The following is a 19,558-nucleotide window of genomic DNA, read 5'->3' on the forward strand; positions in this document are numbered from 1 at the left end:
TCGTGTGCAGGCGCGTGCTAGGCCTTCGACAGCAGCTTGAGCGCCGCGCGGATGCCTTCGGAGACGCTCACGTCCGCCGGCAGGCTCTTCAACGCGAGCGCTGCTTCCTTCTCGTTGTAGCCGAGCGCGAGCAGCGCATGCACGATGTCGCTCTGCGGATTGGCTGCGGCGGCCGCCACGCTGTCCGCTACACCCGGCAACGCCTTGGCGAGCTTGTCGCGCAACTCCAGCAGCAAGCGCTCGGCCGTCTTCTTGCCGATGCCGGGAATCTTCGTCAAGCGTCCGGATTCCTGCAAGGCCACCGCTTGCGCCAGCTCCGACACTGACAGGCCCGACAGGATGGCCAGCGCCGTGCGCGCGCCGATGCCGGAAATCTTCAGCAACTGGCGGAAGGCCATGCGCTCGTCGAGCGTGCCGAAACCGAACAGCACATGTGCGTCCTCGCGCACCTGCAGGTGCGTGTGCAGGCTGATCTTCTCGCCATTGCCGGGCAGGTTGTAGAAGGTGCTCATCGGCACCTCGACGTCATAACCGACGCCGTTCACGTCGAGCAGGATCTGTGGCGGATTTTTTTCGAGCAGGATGCCCGTCAAACGACCAATCATTGTTTATCTACCGGGTAGGCGATGAATTCGGGAAGCGTCTCGGCCTTTGCTGACAGCGCAGCGAGTGCAGGATAGCGCGCTGCGTCGCTGAGGCCGGGTTGCGCATATTGATTGAAGCGCCACGCAACCGCCAGCGTCACGTCGGCTTGCGTGAGCGTCGCGCCGAGCAGCCATGGCGAGGCGGCCGCAGCAGCGGGCTCGAGCAAGGCCCAGGCGTCCTCGAGTTGTGCGCGTACGCGCGCCAGCCAGGGCTCGTATTGCTTGTCCGCCGGCCGTAGCTGCGTCTCGTAGAGATGCTGGACTGTCTTCTCGCAGGCAATCAGCGCGATGCCGATGAGCTGCGCAGCACGTCGACGTGAGGTCGGATGGCTCGGCAGCAGGCGCTTGTCGAGACCTACCAGCGTCTCGAGATAGTCGAGGATCAGGTTGCTGTCGTTGAGGACTTCGCCATCGTCACAGACCAGCACCGGCACTTTCAACAGTGGGCTGATGCTGCGGAACTGATCCATCTGCCGCAGGATGGAGATCGAGCGATGCTCGAAAGCCAGCCCCATCATCGACGCCGAGACGGCGACACGGCGTACGAAGGGTGAATCCAGCATGCCGACGATCTGCATGGTCATTTCTCCTGTCAGGGGCTGACGTAGATCTCGATGCGCTCCTTGCCGCGCCCGACGTTCTTGCGTTTCAGGCTCAGCCGACCGACTTCGCCGGTGCGCTTCAGGTGCGTACCGCCACAAGGCACGCGTGCCAGTCCGACAACTTCCCAATAGCGACGTTCGTTCGTCTCGTCGGAGAACGCGCTGGTGATGGGCGTGTCTGCGTCGATGATGGCTTGCGCCTCGGCGGTGAGCTGCGGGAACAGCGGCGAGATGTTCTCCGCCCAGTCGAAGTCGATGCGCGCCTTGTCCTGCGAGATGTGGGCGCCGATTTTTTCCACCGAGCCCAGGGCCTTGCAGGTCAGCTCGAGCACCAGCTCGGCGGCAAAGTGCAGGCGCATCAGGCGATAGCGCCGCGTCCAGTCGATCTCGATCGTTATCGCGTCGTTCGCGGCGAGCCCGTGCCCTGTCGGCAGCGTATAGAAAATCTCATGGCTGTCCTTGCGGGCCTGTGTCACGACATGACCACCGATGCTGCCCGCGTCGCTCTCCTGCCCGCCGGACAGCGCGTAGAAAATCGTCTCCGCGACTGTGACCACATCGCCATCCACCGAGGTGATGTGCGTGTCCAGCGTCGTGCGGTAAGGGTCGTCCCAGAAGACCTTGCGCGTCATGATCGTGCGCTCAGCCGATGGCGACCAGCACATCCTTGAGCGAGGAGACGGCCGGTACGCCCAGCATGCGGATGCCCGCGTCGGGTTTCAGCACATCCGGCACCATCACCACCTGCATGTTTGCCGACACCGCCGAGCGTACGCCGGCGTTGGAGTCTTCGAGTGCCAGGCAGCGCGAGGGCTCGATGCCCAGGCGACTCGCCGCCAGTTCGTAGATCTCCGGATGGGGCTTGCCGCGCAAGACCTCATCGCCACAGGCAAGCGCCTTGAAGTGCTGGATGAGGTGGGCATGATGGAGTTTTGCTTCGGCTCGCGTGCGGCGTGTCGAAGTCGCCACTGCACAGGGGATGCGCAGCGCTTCGAGGTGCATCAGCAAGTCGCGCGCGAAGGGTTTGACGGGAATGTCACCGGCGACGATGGTGGTCTCATACAGCTCGCCGAAGCGCTCGCGCAAAGCTGCGACCGGATAGTCGGCGCCGAAGGCCTCGAGCACGATGCCATCCGAATCGCGCGAATTAAGCCCGACCATCTTCAGCCCCACCGCTTCGTCCCATTTCAGGTCCAACGAGTGCGCAGCTTCAGCAAAGAGCCGCAGTGCCACGCGCTCGCTGTCGAGCAACAGGCCGTCCATGTCGAAGATGACGGCGTCGGGTCGGGTCAGATGAAGTTGCATGGCGATTCCGTCCCCGGTTACAGCAGTACGATGTCGAACTGCTCCTGCGTGTAGCTCGACTCGGCATGCAGCGAGATCGCGCGGCCGATGAACTCTTGCAGCATGGCAATCGCTTGCGCTTCTTCGTCGAGAAACAGGTCGACCACTGCGGGCGAGGCGAGGATGCGGAATTCCTTGGCCGAGAACTGGCGTGCTTCGCGCACCAGTTCGCGCAGGATCTCGTAGGCGACGGTGCGTACCGTCTTCACTTCGCCACGACCGCTGCAGGTCGGGCAGGGCTCGCAGAGGATGTGGGCCAGCGATTCGCGCGTGCGCTTGCGCGTCATCTCGACCAGCCCCAGCGACGTAAAGCTGCCGACGGAGACCTTGGTGTGGTCGCGCTCGAGTGCCTTGTGCAGCTCGCTGAGCACGGCAATGCGGTGCTCGTCGCTCTCCATGTCGATGAAGTCGAGCAGGATGATGCCGCCGAGGTTGCGCAGGCGCAGCTGGCGCGCGATGGCCTGTGCCGCTTCGAGATTGGTCTTGAAGATGGTGTCGTCGAACGTGCGCGCACCAACGAAGCCGCCGGTGTTCACGTCGATGGTGGTCAGCGCTTCAGTCTGGTCGATGATCAGGTAGCCACCGCTCTTCAGATCGACGCGGCGCGCCAGCGCTTTCTGGATTTCATCCTCGACATTGAACAGGTCGAACAGTGGCCGTTCGCCCTGGTAGTGGTCGAGCATGTGCGCCACGCGCGGCATGTATTCGTGGCTGAAGGCTGAGAGCTTCTGGAAATTCTCGCGCGAGTCGATGACTACGCGAGTCGTCTCCTCGTTCACCAGATCGCGCAGCACGCGTTGCGACAGCGTCAGGTCGTGATACAGGGCCAGCGGCGGCGTGGCCGACTGGCGGCGCTGCTGGATTTCCGCCCACAGCTTGCGCAGGTAGGCGATGTCGGCCGTCAGCTCGTCGTCGCTGGCTTGCTCGGCCTGGGTGCGCACGATGAAGCCGCCCTTCTCTTCCGCCGGGATCAGACGCTGCAGACGCGCGCGCAGTGCATCGCGATCGGCTTCGCTCTCGATGCGTTGCGATATGCCGATGTGATGATCCTGCGGCAGGTAGACGAGCAGGCGGCCGGCCAGCGAAAGCTGCGTGGACAGACGTGCGCCCTTGGTGCCGATCGGGTCCTTGAGCACCTGCACGGTCAGGCTCTGGCCCTCGTGCAACATGCGCTCGATGGGCTTCTGTGTTTCGCCGTGCTGGCGATCCAGCCAGATGTCGGCAACGTGCAGGAAGGCCGTGCGTTCTAGACCGATCTCGAGGAAGGCCGACTGCATGCCGGGCAGCACGCGCACCACGCGGCCCTGGTAGATATTGCCGACGATGCCACGCGAATGCTCGCGCTCGATGTGCAGCTCCTGCACCTGACCATTGAACATCTGCGCCACCCGCGTTTCCTGCGGGGTGAAATTGATGAGGTATTCCTCGCTCATGACGGGTTTCCGGAAAGGGTTTGAATGAGGGTTGAAGGCTGTCGTTGCGAGGATTCTACCGGGATGCCACGGAAACAGACCGTACGCGAGGGAAAGCCCTGAGAAGCAGACGCGGCGCGGATCTCCCGTCAAGCCAAGTTATCATCGCAAGATGCGTGAACAAGTTGATGTCGTGGTGATCGGAGCGGGCGCAGCAGGCATGATGGCTGCTGCCGTCGCGGGCCAGCGTGGCCGCAAGGTGGTGTTGATCGACCATGCGGAGAAGCTCGCCGAAAAGATCCGTATCTCCGGCGGTGGGCGCTGCAATTTCACGAATGTCGGTACAAGTCCGGCGAACTTCCTTTCCGATAATCCGCACTTCTGTCGTTCGGCTCTGTCGCGCTATACCGCGCAGGACTTCATCAAGCTCGTCGAGCGCTACGGCATCGCCTGGCACGAGAAGCACAAGGGGCAATTGTTCTGCGACGACAGCGCGCAACGCATCATCGACATGCTGGTGAGCGAGTGCGAGCTGGGCAAGGTGAGCTGGCGCCAGCCTTGCAAGGTGACGGACCTGCGCCGCGAGGGCGAGGCATGGGCGCTCGACACGACTCACGGGCCCTTGCAGGCAGCGTCCGTCGTGATTGCGACCGGTGGCTTGTCGATTCCAAAAATCGGCGCGACGGATTTCGGGCATCGCATCGCCAGGCAGTTCGACATCCCCTTGATCGCACCGCGTCCGGCGCTCGTGCCGCTGACCTTCGACCCGACCGCATGGGCGCCGTTCGCGGAGCTGGCGGGGGCCTCGCTGGAAGTCGAAGTGAGCTGTGCAGAAGGGCATTTCCGCGAGGACTTGCTGTTCACCCATCGCGGCCTGTCCGGCCCGGCCATCCTGCAGATTTCATCCTTCTGGCAGCCGGGCGAGGCGCTCACGATCGATCTCGTGCCCGACCAGCGTCTCGACGAAGCACTGATCGCGGCCAAGCATGGCAACAAACAGCATGTTGCCAACGTGTTGTCGCAATGGCTGCCGAGCCGCCTTGCGGCAGCCTGGACCGAGCGTCATGGTCTGAGCGGCAAGCCCATCGCCGACTGTGCTGACAAGGCCCTGCGGGAACTCGCCCGCGCCACGCATGCCTGGCAACTCAAGCCGGCAGGCTCGGAGGGTTATCGCAAGGCCGAAGTCACGCGTGGCGGCGTCGACACCCGCGCCCTCGATCAGAAAACCATGATGGCGCAGAGCCAGCCTGGCCTGTACTTCGTGGGAGAGGTGATGGATGTCACGGGCTGGTTGGGCGGCTACAACTTCCAGTGGGCCTGGGCCAGCGGCGTCGCTGCGGGCCGTTCTGCCTGACGTCCTGCCCGAAAGGGCAAGACACGGCCAATAGTGTTGGCAATATGCCGAAGCGTTGACCTGCCTGAATGCCCCTGTCGTGAGCGCTGCTAAACTCCCGCGCCAGACGCCAACGAGTGTCTGTTTGTCATAAATAACACTACTCCAAGGGGATTTCATGAAGAACATTTTCCGCTCGCTCAAAGGCGGCGTGCTGACCAGCATGCTTGTCTCGGCAACCCTGCTCTCCGGTTGTGCTGTCAGCATGAAGGTGCCGGTGCAGGATGCGGTTCCGTCTTCTGCTCAGTACGTCAAGTCGGCCACGGCGACGCCAGTGGCGCTGTACTTCAGCGATGACCGTACGCCCGAGAACAAGACGGCATTCATCAACAGCTTCTTCGGCATGAGCGTGACGGACAAGGACGATAAGCCCTTGGACTCGTTTGCCTGGCTGGCAAATAACGTCGTTGCCGAAATGAAGGCACGTGGCCTGCCCGTGACGCGCGCTACCAGCGCCACGGGTGCCAATACCATCGTCATCAAGCGCCTGTTCATCGAATCGCGTCGTGTGAGCGGTTTCTCCCCGTTCGAAACCTTCACCAGCGTGAGCGCCGATGTTGTAACGACGGCGGGTACGCAACGCATCGCGGCCTTCATCAAGCGTGGCAAGGTGCCGGTGTGGTCCTTCACCGAGATCTATGACCCGAACTACAACCAGCCCCTGTCGCTGGCAGCCAAGGAGTTCGCGGCCAAGCTGGGTCGCATCATGTTCGATGCCAAGCTGAGCGATGCGCAGGTCGATGCAGCCATTGCCAAGACCAGCGGCGACAAGATCGACTTCCGCGACGTGCATGAACTGGGCTTCAGCAACAACGCGCGCGCGATTCCGCAGCTGGTGAAGCTCGTCCCGCATAAGGATGACGAAGTTTCGCAAGGTGCTGTATCGGCGCTGGGCATGCTGCGCGCTGCTGGCCAGTTCCCGCTGCTCAAGGAAAAAGCCGAGAACACCAAGGATGACTGGGAAGACCGCGCAACCGCGCTCAAGGCCATCGGTGATCTGGGTACGCCTGAAGCCCTCGCTTACCTGAAGGCCGAGCTGGCGCGCGTCGACAAGCTGACGGATGCTGATTCGGTACGCACGAAGGGTGTGCTGGGTCTCTACCTGAACTGATCTCCAGCAACGTCAACAAGAAAGCCCGGCTCTTGCCGGGCTTTTGTTTTTGCAGGCGCGCTCAGGAGGGTGGCCTGCTGAAGCATTCCGGCGTTTACTTCAGCGCATCGAGGAGCTCTTTGTTGTTCCTGACGATTGTGTGGATCATGCTGTTGTACAGCCCGGGCATGTCCCGTTCAAAGCCGCCCTTCGCAGCCCCCATCACGGTTCCCGTGACTGTCTTTCTGTCCGTCAGGTTCTTGTCGTACAGGCTCTTGCCGGCTTGATCGATCACCGACACGTGCAGGCTGTACCAGAACTCCCCATTTGCATAGCCATCGAAACTCCACTCCCTGATCTGCACGCCCAGGGTCTTCTGGCCTTGAACACCTGTCGCCTCCGTGAAGCCCAGGCTCTTCAGCTCTTCCTTCAGGTCTTGTGAAATCTGCTCGACCAGCGGACGCTTTTCGTAGTTGCTAACATCAAACGTATTGCCGAATGAGCCGCGGTAGGTGCCGATGAACCATTGCTCCTTCTTGCCACTCTTCACTTCGGCACGTTCGTCAGTCACCAGCGCCTTCACCTTCGAGCCATTCTCGGCAATGGCCTTCGGCGCAGGCTTGTACTCCATATTGATCTGCTGGCCGACGACACAGCCAGACAGCAGCACGACTGCCGACAGGCAGGCAGAGATACTCTTGAACATGTTTGTCACTCCCCCGTGATACGAACTTCGTCAGAAATGCCTCAGTGAGTGGATGCTGCATGACTGAAGCGAAGTCTGGAGTTCTTGTGAATAATCGAGCACCGCAGCTATGGCGGTCCGGAATCCTAGCATGCAGGTCGTCATATGCCGGACGACTTGCTTCCCTGGATCAATCTGACTCATAAAGGCCACAAGCATGTCCTTCCTGCTCGCGCTTGACCAAGGCACCACCAGCTCGCGCGCCATCGTGTTCGATGCGCGATGTCATATCGTTGCGGTGGCGCAGCGCGAGTTGCCGCAGATCTATCCGCAGCCGGGTTGGGTCGAGCACGACCCGATGGAGATCTGGAGCGGCCAGCTGGCAACGGTGTACGAGGTGCTGGCCAAGGCGGGCCTTGCCGCGCAGGACATTGCCGCCATCGGCATCACCAATCAGCGCGAGACAACTGTGCTGTGGGAGCGCAGTACCGGTCGACCGCTGTGCAATGCGATTGTCTGGCAGGACCGGCGAACCGCTGCCCTTTGCACGCAGTTGCGGGAGGCCGGCCACGAGGCCGCGTTCCGCGAACGGACGGGGCTCATTCTCGATCCGTATTTCTCCGGTACCAAGTTACGCTGGCTGCTGGATTCGATCCCCGGCGCGCAGGCGCGCGCAGAGGCGGGCGAGCTGGCCTTCGGGACCGTCGACAGCTGGCTGGTGTGGCAGCTCACGGGCGGTCGTCTGCATGTCAGCGACGTGACGAACGCGTCGCGCACCCTGCTCTACAACATCCACACCAGCGCCTGGGACGAGGAGCTGCTGACGCGCTTACGCATCCCGCGCGCGCTGTTGCCGGAGGTATGCAATTCGAGTGAATTGATCGGTGAGACCGATGCCGCTGTGTTCGGTGCCCCGATCAGGATTGCCGGCATTGCGGGAGACCAGCAAGCCGCCTTGTTCGGTCAGTCCTGCGTGGCGTCCGGCATGGCGAAGAACACCTACGGCACGGGCTGTTTTGCGCTATCGCATACGGGGGGCGTGGCCTGTAGCTCGAACAACGGCCTGATCACCACGCGTGCCGCGCAGTTGCAGGGTGCGGACGCCAGCTACGCGCTCGAAGGCAGCGTGTTCGTGGGGGGCGCAGTCGTGCAATGGTTGCGGGATGGTCTTGGCGTGATCCGCAGCGCCGCCGAGATCGAAGCGCTTGCCTCTTTGGTCCCCGATGCGGCTGGCGTGAGTTTCATTCCGGCTTTCGCCGGCCTGGGCGCGCCTTACTGGAACCCCGAAGCGCGGGCGGCCATTGTCGGCCTGACGCGCGGCAGCTCGGTGGCACACATTGCGCGTGCAGCACTGGAGGCCATTGCCTTCCAGTCTGCCGAACTCATCGAGGCCATGCAGGCCGACAGTGCGCAGCTACTTGGCGAGTTGCGGGTCGATGGCGGTGCCAGCGCCAATAATCTGCTTATGCAGATGCAGGCTGATCTGCTGGGTGTGCCGGTGGTGCGCCCGGTGGTGCAGGAAACGACGGCGCTCGGTGCTGCATGCCTGGCAGGCCTGGCGGTCGGTCTGTGGCGTGGCGCGGATGAACTGGCGACGTTATGGCAACGCGAGCGGGTTTTCGAGCCGCTCATGAGTCGTGATGAAGCGCAACGGCGGCTGGGCGACTGGCGCGCGGCCGTGCAACGGGTGATGTAGCACGGCGCCACAAAAGAAAAAGCCCGTCCGGTCTGGCGGACGGGCTTTTTCCAAGCGAAACGGTCTTACTTCGACTGCGAGACGATGTAGTCGACAACAGCCTTGACGTCATCATCCGACAGCGAAGGATTGCCCCCCTTCGGTGGCATGGCATTGCGGCCCGTCAGCGCCACCTTGTAGAGCGTGTCCTTGCCGGTCGCGATACGCGGTGCCCAGGCTGCCTTGTCGCCCATCTTCGGGGCGCCGGCTGCGCCAGTCGTGTGGCAGGCCGCACAGACGGTTTCGAACACATGCTTGGGGTCAGCCTTGCCGGCTGCGGCCGGGGCTGCGCCGCTGAGTTCAACCTTTGCGACCGGAGCGATCAGCGTCGCGGTTTCTTCCTTCGAAACTTCTTCCTTCTGGGTGCAGGCAACCAGCAAGCTCGTCGCAATGACAAGCGCTACGGGCAGGGCCAGACGCGTGATCCGGTTCATAAGGTTCTTTCTGTGACGATGCGGGGAAAGCGGCGATTATAGCGGCAAGCCAAGGCCTCCTGCATGGACGTCGCAGCGGGCAAAGGCTATCATCCGCGCCTGTGCGTCTCCAGACCGTGCTTGTGCATGCCGGTTTGCCGGGAGACGACGCTCCTCGCCACCCCAAGTGGCCCAACGCACCCGTAGCTCAGCTGGATAGAGTACTGCCCTCCGAAGGCAGGGGTCACACGTTCGAATCGTGTCGGGTGCGCCATGAATCCTTGTCCATCATTGTTTCGCCCGGTTTTCCGCTGCCATGGCGCCCTGCCGTCTGCGCGATCCGGTGGCGTACGGGTAAGGCGTGATGCGCAGCCGGTGGGCGGCGGCATATCCTTGGTGAAGCTGTTTCGTCGCGACCAAGGAGCCTGCCGTGCAGAACCTGTCCTATGTTGATCCGCAAGCTGACAGTCCCTGGGGGACCTTTCTGGCGCAGGTCGATAGCGTCGTGCCGCATCTTGGCCACCTCGCGCGCTGGGTCGAGACGCTCAAGCACCCCAAGCGCTGCCTGATCGTCGACATCCCCATCGAGCTGGACAATGGCAGCGTGGCGCATTTCGAGGGCTATCGCGTGCAGCACAACCTGTCGCGCGGGCCGGGCAAGGGCGGCGTGCGTTTTCACCCGCAGGTGAATCTGGAAGAAGTGATGGCGCTGTCGGCCTGGATGACGGTCAAGAACGCGGCCGTGAACCTGCCCTATGGCGGCGCCAAGGGCGGCGTGCGCGTCGATCCGAAGCAGCTTTCGCTGAAGGAGCTGGAGCGCCTGACGCGGCGTTACACCAGCGAGATCGGCCTGATCATCGGGCCGGACAAGGATATCCCGGCGCCCGACGTGAACACCAATGCCCAGGTCATGGCGTGGATGATGGATACCTACTCCATGAACACGGGCTCGACGGCCACCGGCGTCGTGACCGGCAAACCGATTCCGCTGGGCGGCTCGTTGGGCCGCGTCAGTGCGACGGGGCGTGGCGTTTACGTGGTGGGCCGTACGGTGGCCAACAAGTTGCAGACTCCCCTGCAGGGGGCGCGCATCGCCGTGCAGGGTTTCGGCAATGTCGGCTCGGTGGCCGCCAGCATGTTCGTCGACAACGGCGCCAGGCTGGTGAGCGTGCAGGACCACAGCGCCACGCTGCTGAATGATCAGGGTATCGACGTCGCTGCGCTGGTGGCCCACACGAAAGCGACGGGCGCCGTCGCAGGCTTCGCCGGTGCGGACAGTATTGCGGCCGAGGACTTCTGGAACGTCTCCAGCGACATCCTCATCCCCGCTGCGCTCGAAGGACAGATCACCGAGGCGCGCGCCGCGCAGCTGAAGACGAAGATCGTGCTGGAGGGCGCCAACGGCCCGACGACGCCGGCAGCTGACCGGCTGCTGAAGGATCGTGGCGTCACGGTCGTACCTGACGTGATCGCCAATGCCGGTGGCGTCATCGTGTCCTACTTCGAGTGGGTGCAGGACTTCAGCTCCTTCTTCTGGACCGAGGAGGAGATCTACCAGCGTCTCGACAAGATCCTCCTCGGCGCGCTGGAACACATCTGGCAGACCCACGTCGATCTTGCGATCCCGTTGCGCACGGCGGCCTTCGTGGTGGCCTGCACGCGTGTGCTCAACGCGCGCGAGGAGCGCGGCCTCTATCCCTGATCCCTCGCGGCCAGCAGTTCAGGGGCGCTCGCCTGCGGCAATGCGGCGATCAATGTCGGCGACGACACCTGGCAGGTCGGCCACCGTGTCGATGACGTAATGTGCGCCGCCATTGCTCAGGCGTTTGGTGGCAACGTAACGCAGGGCCTGACGCGAATCTTCATCGAGTTCCTGCAAGGCTTCGCGGGTCACGCCGACCTCGTTGCCGGACATGGACAGGCCCACGCACCACATGCCGGCGCGTCGCCCTTCCTCGATGCCCGGCACCGTGTCGTCGACCTTGATGCAGGCGCGCACGTCGCCGATGCTCAGCGCGATCACGTTGGCGAGTGCCATGAACGGGCCCGGCCGGCCGCCGGCCGCGAGCTCATCGCCGGCCACCACGTGATCAGGCTGGATGCCCTGCGCCCCGGCGGCAGGCAGCAACACGTCGAGTACCTGACGCGGGTAGCCGGAGCAGGAGCCGAGCTTGATGCCTTGCGCGCGCAGCCAGCCCAGCGTGTCCGTCGCGCCCGCGATGGGTTGCGAATGGTCGGCCACCTTCTCGATCTGCATGGGCATGAAGCGTTCATACAGGGCGTCGATGTCCTGCTCGCCCGCAAGCCTGCCAAAGCGCTCGCGCCACTGGCGGGCGATGCTCTCTTCGGCGAGCAGGGTGCGGATGTGGTCGCGCTTGGAGAGGCCCATCGGGCCGCGCGCCTGGGCGAGGCTGACGGTGATGCCGAAGCTGGCGAAGGCTTCGACGAAGATCTGCGTCGGCGCGAGTGAGCCGAAGTCGACCAGCGTGCCGGCCCAGTCGAAGATGACGGCCTGTACATGTGTCGGGCGTGCGAGTGCTGTGTGCATGGTGCTTTCCAGTGAGTATCCGTGGGAGGCCCGGCCTAGGCCTGGCTGATGAAGTTGCGTCCGCGCGTGCCGGCCAGCGCCTGGTCGACTGCGGCGGCCCATTGGCCGGGGCCGATGCCGTAATGCGCGGGGTCGGTGCTGACACCGACGCGCTCGAGAAAATCGCTCAGCGCGTCGATGGCGGCCGTCTTGTCATGCGTATCGAAGATCGCGAGGAGTTGCGCGTCCACCGCAGCGTCGCGGCCAAATGCCATCGACATGACGTGAGGCAGGCTGAACGAGCAGGCAATGCCATGGGGTACGCCATGCGCGAGGGTGATGTCGTAGGACAACGAGTGCGCCAGTGCCGTGCGTGTGTTGGAGAAAGCGAGGCCGGCTTGCAGGGCCGCCAGCGCCAGGCTCTCGCGCAGGGCGATGTCGGCCTGTGCGGCGAGCAAGGCCGGCAGGTCGCGGATGATGGCGCGTGCCGCCTGTACGGCGAAGCCGGCCGAGAGTGGATTGCGGTGCACGTTCCACAGCGATTCGAGGGCGTGCGACAGCGCATCGAGGCCGCTGGCCAGCGTGATGCTGGGCGGTTGGGTGAGCATCAGCTCGGCATCGATGATGGCGGCCTCGGGCCAGGTCCAGGGCAGATGCAGGGAGTGCTTGCAGGCGCGCTCCTGATCCCACACCGTGGCCCAGGGCGTGACTTCGCTGCCGGTGCCCGAGGTGGTGGGAATGGCGATCAGTCTGCGATGCGTTGCACCGTGCAAGGCGGGGTTGGTGTCGGCGCCCTTGAACAGATTCACCAGCAGCGCTTCGAAATCCCCACCGACCCCTGCCGTCAGCATGGCCTTGGCGCAGTCGATGCTGCTGCCACCGCCCAGCGCGATGATGCATTCGGCATCTGCGTGGTCGCGCCACAGGCGCTCGTACATCGGCGCCAGCCAGGACACGTCGGGATTGGGGCGCACATCGGCCTCGACAGCGACGAGGCGTTCGCCGAGCAAGGCTTGCACGCGTGCGATGAGCCCCAGTGCGGCGGCTTCGGGAAAGGCGATCAGGATGGCGCGACGTGCGCCGAGCAAGGCTGGCAGCCGTGCCAGCGCGCCGCGACCGGCGTGGATGGAGACAGGGTTATGAAAAGCCCACATGAAGAATGTCCGGAATGAAGGGGGTGATGGCCGGCCGCGATGCGCGTTCGGCGTGACGTGCTCCGTCATGCCCGCTTTCGCGGGAACGACGCAGATGTGAGGCCGGGTGTCGGTGAGCGCTCTCAGTGCCGCCCCGTATGCTGGATGGCATGCCGTAGTCGGCTCGACAGGCTGTCGGCGGCAATCACCATGACTGTGATGACGATGATGCAGGTCGCCGTTTGCGGGTACTTGAAGAGCTTGAGGCTGCTGACCAGCTCGAAGCCGAGACCGCCGGCGCCGACCATGCCCAGCACCGTGGCCGAACGCAGGTTTACTTCGAAGCGGTACAGCACCACCGCAATCCATGCCGTGATGACTTGCGGCAACACACCGAACACGATGACCTGCAGCTTGCGCGCACCCGTGGCGCGCAGCGCCTCGAGCGGGCCTTCGTCGATCTCCTCGATGGCTTCGGCGAAGAACTTGCCGAGCATGCCTGCACCGTGCAGGGCCAGGGCCAGCACGCCGGGGAACGGGCCGAGCCCGACGGCCGAGACGAAGACCAGCGCCAGGATCAGCTCGTTGATGCTGCGGATCACGTTCAGGCTCTGGCGCGTGATGCGGTAGCTCCAGCTGTTGCCATTCAGATTGCGCGCAGCAAGACATGCCAGCGGAATGGCCGGCAACACCGCCAGCAAGGTGCCCCACACCGCGATCTGGATGGTCTCGATTGCAGGCGCTACCAGGCGCTCGAGAATCTTCAGGTCGGGCGGCATGGTGCGGCTCAGGAAGTCGGCGATCTGCGGCAGGCCGGCGGCGAGTTCGCCCCAGCTCAGTTGCGTGCCCTGTGCGCTCCATTGCAGGAACAGGAGAGCGGCTGCCGTACCGGCGAGCAGCAAGGACCAGGCGCGCGCCGACGATGGCAGGCTGACGGTCCAGATATAGCGTCGTGCATTCATGTCAGGCTCCTGCGCCAAGGTTGAGGAAAGCCGGGGCACTGGCGGGGCGCTCGACGGGATCGCCGCCGGCCACCTCCTCCGCATGCTCGACCGGGTCGGCGTAGATGCGCTGCAGATCGGCTTCACTCATGGTGTCGGGCGTGCCGTCGAAGACCACGCGGCCATGCGCGAGGCCGACGATGCGGTCGCCGAATTCGCAGGCGTAATCCACCTGATGCAGATTGCAGAGCACGGTGATGCCCAGCTCGCGCGAGGCATCGCGCAGGTACTGCAGCACGCGGCGCGCGGTACGCGGGTCGAGGCTGGCGACCGGCTCGTCGGCGAGGATCAGGCGTGGCTGCTGGGCGAGTGCGCGTGCGATGCCGACGCGTTGCATCTGGCCACCCGAGAGCGAGTCCGTGCGGGCGTCTGCTTTGTGGGCGAGGCCCACGCGTGCCAGGCACTCATGCGCCAGTGCCACGTCTTCACGGCGGAAGAACTGGAAGATCGAACTGAGCGTGCTCACCGCACCGAGGCGGCCGGTCAGCACGTTCTTGTGCACCGACAGGCGCGGCACGACGTGGTGGTGCTGGAAGATCATCGCCACCTGGCGACGCAGCGCCAGCGTGTCGGTATTGTTGACCGCGTCCAGCCCGGCCACATTCACTTCGCCAGCGTCCGGCGTCACGAGGCGGTTGAGGCAGCGCAGCAGGGTGGACTTGCCGGCGCCGGACTGGCCGAGCACGACGACGAACTCGCCGGGTGCGGCATCCATGTCGATGCCGCGCAGTACGACATTGCTGCCGTACTGCTTCGTCAATTGACGGATGCGGATCACTTCATGCTCCGCAGGTCGAGCTTGAGCGCGCTGGCCGTGTCACGCACGATGTTGTAGGCCGCGTCATTGGTCGGCTGGAAGCCGTTGAGTACGCCCTGGTCGCCCCATGGCAGGTCCTTGATGCCGGCAAAGGCCCTGGCGATCTTCTCCTTGAGCGCCGGGTCCAGATCCTTGCGCCACACCATCGGTGACTCGGGGATCGCGCCGGAGCTCCAGATCACCTTCACATCATCCTTGCCGATCTGCTCTTTCAGGATCGCTGCGTTCAGGATGCGGTCGGCCACGGCGGCTGCTTCCACCTTCTTGTTGGCGACGGACAGGATGCTTGCATCATGCGAGCCGGAGAACATCACGCGGCTGAAGAACTTCTCCGGGTCGTAACCCGCAGCGATCAGGCCTGCCTTGGGGAACAGGTGACCCGAGGCCGAGCTCGGGTCGACGAAGGCAAAGGTGTGTCCTTTCAGATCAGCAATTGAGTTGAGATTGCTGTCCTTGCGCACGATGATCTGGCTCTTGTACGAGCTCTGGCCGGTCTTCTTCGTCACCGCGACGGCAAACGCCTCGACGTTGGCAACGGTCGTCGCCATGGCGTACGAGAACGGCCCGAGGTAAGCGACATCCAGTTTCTTCGCTCGCAGCGCTTCGATCACGCCGTTGTAGTCGGTGGCCATGTACGGTTTGACCGGCATGCCGAGCTGCTTCTCGAGTGCAGCGAGCACCTGCTTGCTGCTCTCCAGCATGGCTTGCGAATCCTCCGCCGGGATCAGGCCGATGGTGAGCTGGTCGGCCGCGAAGGCCGGGCTGGCGACGGCGAACGACAGGGCGGCCGCGCGAATACAGTTGAACAGGCGTTTCATGACATGCACTCCATGTGTGAGGTAGTGCGTGCATTCTGGAAACGCAAGATGACAAGCAAACTATCGATTTCATATTGAAAACGCGGCCAATGTATTGATCACGTCAATACATGGGCCGCGCGCCAGCAGCTCGGCAGGGCGGGATATCGCCTTACTGCGCGGCGCCGCAGGCGGCGTGCTTGTGGCCTTGCGTGAGGTTTGCGAGCCCGATGAAGTCGAGGATGTGCGGCGTCGTGCCGTCGATCTGCAGCAGGCTGGCGGCGCTCAGGTCGCCGCTGCAATACGGCGTCTTGCCGCTGCGCTGCCAGGTGTTGTTGAGGATCAGCAGCGTGTCGCGTTCGCTGGCCGATTGCCCGCCATGCCCGCTGCCCAGGCCGCCGTGGTCCGAGGTGACGATGATCAGCCAGTCTTCGCTGGCATAGGTCGGGCGCGCCGCCAGGGCGTTGAGGACCTGCTGGATCTGCGCGTCCTCTGCTGCGATCTTGCCGCGATAGAACGCGTTGGCCGGATCGTAGCTGGCGGCGTGGATGTCGACGTTGTGCAGGTAGTAGAAGATCGCCGTGGGCGGGTTCGCCCAGCCCAGCCAGGTTTTCACCGTGTCGGTGGCCTGTTGCGAATTCTTGGCGGCATTGGCGACAACGAAATCCGTCGTAGCCGGCAGCAGGTTGTGGGTGATGTTGTACCAGTCGCCCACCACCGCCAGCGTCGCCGTCGGCCAGGCCTGCTTGATCCTGTCGAACACGTGCGGCTTCTGCAGCGGTTGATCCGTCGCGTTGGACGTGACGCCGTGCTGGTCGGCCCAGAAGCCGGTGAACACGGAGGCCCAGCCCGGCCCGCTGACTGTCTGCTGCGTACCACCCGCGAGGACGTTGCGATGATAGGCACCGCCATTGGCCAGCGCCGTCAGTGCAGGCGTGGCGACGCAGGCCGGGCAGAGCACGGCATCGCCGCGCAAGCCATCGACACCGATCAACAGCACGTGCTTCTTGCCGGGGACGGGATTCGGCACGCTGCCGGCGGCACTCAGCGAGTAGTGGTCGTAAGGATTGCCGGCGTAGTCGGTCTTCAGCCCGCCCACGTCGCTGGCGCGCTTGTCACTCAGGTCGCACTTCTGCTGTGTCTTGTAATAGTCGAACGACTTGCACCAGCTGCTGCGGCTGCTTGCCGTGCAGGCGGCTGCACAGTCGGCAGGGGTGACCGCCTGCAGCAGCTCGTTGTTGTAGCCGGAAATGGCCGCGTCCGGCGTGCGCACGAAGGCCTTGAGCGGATCAGGCTTGAGGCTGTAGTGGTCATAGGGATTGCCGGCGTAGTCGGTCTTGAGGCCGCCGACGTCGCTGGCGCGTTTGTCGCTCAGGTCGCACCACTGTTCTGCGCGGTTGTGATCGAAGGACACGCACCAGCCGGCACGCGAGCTGGTCGTGCAGGCCGCGGCGCAGATCTCGGGCGTGGCGCTGCTGATGCGCTCGTTGTTGTAGCCGGAGATGGCGGCATTGGCCGTCTTGGTGAATGCGTCGACAGCCGCGCCGCAAGCGGGCCCCGTCAGCAGCAGGGCCGTGGCAAACAGGCCTGTGTGCCACAGGCGCGGGAAATTCAGGGTGTTCATCGAGGACTCCTCGTATCGTTGAAGGAGCCGACAGGGTGGGGATGTCACATGACTGTCGCGTCGTCGATTCAATATGCGAAACCCGGCCCATCCATTGATCGCTTCTATATGTCGTCTTCGAAACTCCGCGCCTTCCTTGCCGTTGCCCAGCACGGCAGCTTCAGCGCCGCTGCGCGGGCCCTCGGCGTAACGCAGCCCACGCTGACGACGCAGGTGCAGGGGCTCGAGCAGCAATATCGCGTCGAGCTGTTTCATCGGCGTGGTCGTCGCATCGAGCTGAGCGCAGTCGGCCAGCGCCTGCTGCCGGTGGTGCGCCAGATGTCATCGCTGGAGACGGAGGCCTACAACCTGCTGCACGACTGTGGCGAGCTCAACAGCGGCCACCTCAAGCTTGGCGCAGTCGGCCCGTTCCACGTCACGGAAATGGTGGATGCATACCGGCAGCGCTATCCGCGTGTCGAGGTGTCGATCCGCATGGGGAATTCCGTCGAGGTCTTCGAGGACCTGGAGAACTACGTCATCGATGTCGGCGTGCTGGCACGCTTCCATGACGCGGCAGGCTTCTGCGCGATTCCCTACGCGCGTCATGCCGTCATTCTCTTCGTGCACCACCAGCATCCTTTCGCCGGGCGCGGGGCGATTCCGATCGAGCTGCTGCAGGGCCAGGCGATGTTGCAGCGGGAGCGCGGATCCAGCACGCGACGCGCCATCGAGACCGCGCTGGCCGCTGCGGGCGTCAAGACGCAGACGGCAATGGAGATCGGCAGTCGCGAGGCCTTGCGCGAGGCGGTGGCGCGCGGCATCGGGATCGGCGCGGTGTCGGAGGCCGAGTTCATCCCCGATCCGCGCATCTGCGCGCTACGCATCGAGGGCGACCCGGCCGTGACCGAGACCTTCCTCTACTGTCTGGCAGAGCGCCGCGAAAGCCTGTTGCTGAAATCCTTCTTCAACGTGGCGGCGCAGATCCGCGAGGCCGTGCGCAGTTGATCAGCTCAGCGCACGCGAGGTGCGCGGGCCGTGTCCCTGACGCCGGGCGTGCCATACAGCACGTGCGGCCGGCGCATCAGCGTGCTCTTGCCGAACAGGCTCTCGACCAGGTCGACGGCCAGCTCGGCCGTCTGGTTGCGCACGTCCAGCGCCGGGTTGAGCTCGACAACGTCGAGCGATGCCAGCCGGCCGGTGTCGGCGATCATCTCCATGCATAGCTGCGCTTCGCGATAGGTCGGGCCGCCGCGCACGGTAGTGCCCACGCCGGGGGCGATCTCGGCGTCGAGAAAGTCCACGTCGAGACTGACGTGCAGATGCGTGTCGGCATCCATGCCTGACAGCGCCAGCTGCATGACTTCGCGCATGCCCAGCTCGTCGATGCTGCGCATGTCGAACACCTCGATGCCGACATCATGCACAAGGCGCTGTTCGCCGGGATCGACACTGCGGATGCCGATCTCGAACAGCTCGTCAGGATGCAGCGCCGGTACGTCGCCGCTGAGGCCGGTCAGTTGCGCCGGGCCGTAACCGCACAGGCAGGAGACCGGCATACCATGCAGATTTCCACTCGGCGTGATGCCAGCGGTGTTGAAGTCGGCATGCGCATCCAGCCACAGCACGCGCAGCTTGCGAGCGTGCGTGCGGCAGTGGCGCGACACGGCCGAGATGCTGCCGATGGCGAGGCTGTGATCGCCGCCGAGGATCACGGGGACGCGCTCTGCCTGCAGTTCGGCGAAGACGGCGTCGTGGATGACCTGTTGCCAGGTCGTGACTTCCTCCAGGTGACGAAAGCCGTGCAGCGGCGGGCGCTGTGGATTGGCCGGGCCGACCAGGTTGCCGCAGTCACGCACCTCGATACCGAAGCGCTCCAGCGCGGGCACGATGCCGGCGACGCGCAGGGCTTCCGGCCCCATGCTGGCACCGCGTGTGCCGGCGCCGATGTCGGTGGGCACGCCGATCAGGCTGACGGCGGGCGGTGGTGGGCGAGCAGGCAATTGGTAGGGTGCATTCATGCGGCGAGTACTCCTTTGCCATGCGCTGTCGAGGCTGGGTTCAGCAGCGCGTAAAGATCCTTGGGGTCGGCCAGCGCGGGGATCAGGTCCAGCCCCTGCCCTGCACCGAGTTCAATGGCTGCGTCGCGCATGAAGCGCAGCGCGGCATAGTCTTCCAGCGCAAATCCGACCGAGTCGAAGATGGTCACTTCATCGTGATCGCTGCGACCGTTGGCGGTGCCGCCAAGTACCTGCCACAGCTCGGTAACGGGAAAATCTGCAGGCATCTGCTGGATCTCGCCTTCCTTGCGTGTCTGCGCTTCGTACTCGACGAAGACGCTGGCAGCGCGCAGTACACCAGC

The 19,558-nt window shown here is 64.2% G+C and carries 19 protein-coding genes, 1 tRNA gene and 1 pseudogene; 6 read left to right on the forward strand and 15 right to left on the reverse strand.

Features of this window, described 5'->3' with window-relative positions:
• Positions 1-17: 17 nt before the first annotated feature.
• The 5 genes from ruvA to rng are packed head-to-tail and all read right to left on the reverse strand — an operon-like array spanning position 18 to position 4,023.
• Positions 18-605 (reverse strand): Holliday junction branch migration protein RuvA, encoded by a 588-nt coding sequence (gene ruvA, locus VVD49_RS05285; RefSeq protein WP_327598090.1) that lies wholly within the window; start codon positions 603-605, stop codon positions 18-20.
• Positions 602-1,228, reverse strand: a complete 627-nt coding sequence (locus VVD49_RS05290; RefSeq protein WP_327598091.1) for a glutathione S-transferase family protein — start codon at positions 1,226-1,228, stop codon at positions 602-604. The genes ruvA and VVD49_RS05290 overlap by 4 nt, the downstream gene beginning before the upstream one ends.
• Before the next feature lie 8 nt (positions 1,229-1,236).
• Positions 1,237-1,878, reverse strand: coding sequence for an alanyl-tRNA editing protein (locus VVD49_RS05295; RefSeq protein WP_327598092.1), 642 nt, complete (start codon positions 1,876-1,878; stop codon positions 1,237-1,239).
• A 10-nt stretch (positions 1,879-1,888) separates the two neighbouring features.
• Positions 1,889-2,551, reverse strand: a complete 663-nt coding sequence (locus VVD49_RS05300; RefSeq protein ID WP_327598093.1) for an HAD family hydrolase — start codon at positions 2,549-2,551, stop codon at positions 1,889-1,891.
• Positions 2,552-2,568: 17 nt separating this feature from the next.
• Complete coding sequence (gene rng, locus VVD49_RS05305; RefSeq protein ID WP_327598094.1) at positions 2,569-4,023, reverse strand: ribonuclease G; 1,455 nt, start codon at positions 4,021-4,023, stop codon at positions 2,569-2,571.
• Positions 4,024-4,174: 151 nt separating this feature from the next.
• Between rng and VVD49_RS05310 the strand changes: the two genes are divergently transcribed.
• Entirely contained in the window at positions 4,175-5,356 is a 1,182-nt protein-coding gene (locus VVD49_RS05310; RefSeq protein ID WP_327598095.1) for a BaiN/RdsA family NAD(P)/FAD-dependent oxidoreductase, read from the forward strand.
• Between the two features lie 157 nt (positions 5,357-5,513).
• Positions 5,514-6,506 carry a HEAT repeat domain-containing protein gene (locus VVD49_RS05315; RefSeq protein ID WP_327598096.1) on the forward strand — a complete coding sequence of 331 codons (993 nt, stop codon included), beginning with the start codon at positions 5,514-5,516 and terminating at the stop codon, positions 6,504-6,506.
• Between the two features lie 94 nt (positions 6,507-6,600).
• Here VVD49_RS05315 and VVD49_RS05320 read toward each other — a convergent pair whose 3' ends face one another.
• Complete coding sequence (locus VVD49_RS05320; RefSeq protein ID WP_327598097.1) at positions 6,601-7,191, reverse strand: YajG family lipoprotein; 591 nt, start codon at positions 7,189-7,191, stop codon at positions 6,601-6,603.
• 196 nt (positions 7,192-7,387) lie between these two features.
• Here VVD49_RS05320 and glpK point away from each other — a divergent pair, with 196 nt between their 5' ends.
• A complete protein-coding gene (gene glpK, locus VVD49_RS05325) occupies positions 7,388-8,866 on the forward strand; it encodes a glycerol kinase GlpK (protein ID WP_327598098.1) in 1,479 nt (492 codons plus the stop codon).
• Positions 8,867-8,931: 65 nt separating this feature from the next.
• Here the strand turns inward: glpK and VVD49_RS05330 are convergent, their stop codons facing one another.
• Positions 8,932-9,339 (reverse strand): c-type cytochrome, encoded by a 408-nt coding sequence (locus VVD49_RS05330; protein ID WP_327598099.1) that lies wholly within the window; start codon positions 9,337-9,339, stop codon positions 8,932-8,934.
• A 176-nt stretch (positions 9,340-9,515) separates the two neighbouring features.
• On the opposite strand from VVD49_RS05330, the gene VVD49_RS05335 reads away from it, so the two are divergent.
• Together VVD49_RS05335 and VVD49_RS05340 are read left to right on the forward strand one after the other, a co-directional pair.
• Positions 9,516-9,592, forward strand: a tRNA-Arg gene (locus tag VVD49_RS05335).
• A 156-nt stretch (positions 9,593-9,748) separates the two neighbouring features.
• Positions 9,749-11,020 carry a Glu/Leu/Phe/Val family dehydrogenase gene (locus VVD49_RS05340; RefSeq protein ID WP_327598100.1) on the forward strand — a complete coding sequence of 424 codons (1,272 nt, stop codon included), beginning with the start codon at positions 9,749-9,751 and terminating at the stop codon, positions 11,018-11,020.
• A gap of 18 nt (positions 11,021-11,038) precedes the next feature.
• Here VVD49_RS05340 and phnX read toward each other — a convergent pair whose 3' ends face one another.
• From phnX to VVD49_RS05370, 6 genes are all read right to left on the reverse strand, one after another.
• Positions 11,039-11,866 (reverse strand): phosphonoacetaldehyde hydrolase, encoded by an 828-nt coding sequence (gene phnX / locus VVD49_RS05345; protein ID WP_327598101.1) that lies wholly within the window; start codon positions 11,864-11,866, stop codon positions 11,039-11,041.
• Positions 11,867-11,901: 35 nt separating this feature from the next.
• Positions 11,902-12,999, reverse strand: coding sequence for an iron-containing alcohol dehydrogenase PsrA (gene psrA / locus VVD49_RS05350; RefSeq protein WP_327598102.1), 1,098 nt, complete (start codon positions 12,997-12,999; stop codon positions 11,902-11,904).
• 122 nt (positions 13,000-13,121) lie between these two features.
• Positions 13,122-13,940, reverse strand: coding sequence for a phosphonate ABC transporter, permease protein PhnE (phnE, locus tag VVD49_RS05355; protein WP_327598103.1), 819 nt, complete (start codon positions 13,938-13,940; stop codon positions 13,122-13,124).
• A 1-nt stretch (position 13,941) separates the two neighbouring features.
• Positions 13,942-14,757, reverse strand: coding sequence for a phosphonate ABC transporter ATP-binding protein (phnC, locus tag VVD49_RS05360; protein ID WP_327598104.1), 816 nt, complete (start codon positions 14,755-14,757; stop codon positions 13,942-13,944).
• Positions 14,754-15,614, reverse strand: coding sequence for a phosphonate ABC transporter substrate-binding protein (phnD, locus tag VVD49_RS05365; protein WP_327598105.1), 861 nt, complete (start codon positions 15,612-15,614; stop codon positions 14,754-14,756). Before phnD ends, phnC begins: the two co-directional genes overlap by 4 nt.
• Before the next feature lie 151 nt (positions 15,615-15,765).
• Complete coding sequence (locus VVD49_RS05370) at positions 15,766-17,217, reverse strand: PAN domain-containing protein (protein WP_327598106.1); 1,452 nt, start codon at positions 17,215-17,217, stop codon at positions 15,766-15,768.
• Between the two features lie 48 nt (positions 17,218-17,265).
• Here VVD49_RS05370 and VVD49_RS05375 point away from each other — a divergent pair, with 48 nt between their 5' ends.
• Positions 17,266-18,204, forward strand: a complete 939-nt coding sequence (locus VVD49_RS05375; protein WP_327598107.1) for a LysR substrate-binding domain-containing protein — start codon at positions 17,266-17,268, stop codon at positions 18,202-18,204.
• Between the two features lie 5 nt (positions 18,205-18,209).
• Here the strand turns inward: VVD49_RS05375 and rocF are convergent, their stop codons facing one another.
• Together rocF and VVD49_RS05385 are read right to left on the reverse strand one after the other, a co-directional pair.
• A complete protein-coding gene (rocF, locus tag VVD49_RS05380) occupies positions 18,210-19,217 on the reverse strand; it encodes an arginase (RefSeq protein WP_327598108.1) in 1,008 nt (335 codons plus the stop codon).
• Positions 19,214-19,558: pseudogene (locus VVD49_RS05385) on the reverse strand (ornithine cyclodeaminase); the annotation flags it as partial. The pseudogene VVD49_RS05385 and the gene rocF, both read right to left, overlap by 4 nt.

It is taken from the genome of Uliginosibacterium silvisoli (genome assembly GCF_036017035.1).
Lineage (GTDB): Bacteria > Pseudomonadota > Gammaproteobacteria > Burkholderiales > Rhodocyclaceae > Viridibacterium > Viridibacterium silvisoli.

Bases quoted from the DNA above. Each gene is read 5' to 3' on its own strand.
- ruvA (WP_327598090.1), bottom strand. From the start codon at position 605: ATGATTGGTCGTTTGACGGGCATCCTGCTCGAAAAAAATCCGCCACAG.
- VVD49_RS05290 (WP_327598091.1), bottom strand. From the start codon at position 1,228: ATGACCATGCAGATCGTCGGCATGCTGGATTCACCCTTCGTACGCCGT.
- VVD49_RS05295 (WP_327598092.1), bottom strand. From the start codon at position 1,878: ATGACGCGCAAGGTCTTCTGGGACGACCCTTACCGCACGACGCTGGAC.
- VVD49_RS05300 (WP_327598093.1), bottom strand. From the start codon at position 2,551: ATGCAACTTCATCTGACCCGACCCGACGCCGTCATCTTCGACATGGAC.
- rng (WP_327598094.1), bottom strand. From the start codon at position 4,023: ATGAGCGAGGAATACCTCATCAATTTCACCCCGCAGGAAACGCGGGTG.
- VVD49_RS05310 (WP_327598095.1), top strand. From the start codon at position 4,175: ATGCGTGAACAAGTTGATGTCGTGGTGATCGGAGCGGGCGCAGCAGGC.
- VVD49_RS05315 (WP_327598096.1), top strand. From the start codon at position 5,514: ATGAAGAACATTTTCCGCTCGCTCAAAGGCGGCGTGCTGACCAGCATG.
- VVD49_RS05320 (WP_327598097.1), bottom strand. From the start codon at position 7,191: ATGTTCAAGAGTATCTCTGCCTGCCTGTCGGCAGTCGTGCTGCTGTCT.
- glpK (WP_327598098.1), top strand. From the start codon at position 7,388: ATGTCCTTCCTGCTCGCGCTTGACCAAGGCACCACCAGCTCGCGCGCC.
- VVD49_RS05330 (WP_327598099.1), bottom strand. From the start codon at position 9,339: ATGAACCGGATCACGCGTCTGGCCCTGCCCGTAGCGCTTGTCATTGCG.
- phnX (WP_327598101.1), bottom strand. From the start codon at position 11,866: ATGCACACAGCACTCGCACGCCCGACACATGTACAGGCCGTCATCTTC.
- psrA (WP_327598102.1), bottom strand. From the start codon at position 12,999: ATGTGGGCTTTTCATAACCCTGTCTCCATCCACGCCGGTCGCGGCGCG.
- phnE (WP_327598103.1), bottom strand. From the start codon at position 13,940: ATGAATGCACGACGCTATATCTGGACCGTCAGCCTGCCATCGTCGGCG.
- phnD (WP_327598105.1), bottom strand. From the start codon at position 15,614: ATGAAACGCCTGTTCAACTGTATTCGCGCGGCCGCCCTGTCGTTCGCC.
- VVD49_RS05370 (WP_327598106.1), bottom strand. From the start codon at position 17,217: ATGAACACCCTGAATTTCCCGCGCCTGTGGCACACAGGCCTGTTTGCC.
- VVD49_RS05375 (WP_327598107.1), top strand. From the start codon at position 17,266: ATGACTGTCGCGTCGTCGATTCAATATGCGAAACCCGGCCCATCCATT.
- rocF (WP_327598108.1), bottom strand. From the start codon at position 19,217: ATGAATGCACCCTACCAATTGCCTGCTCGCCCACCACCGCCCGCCGTC.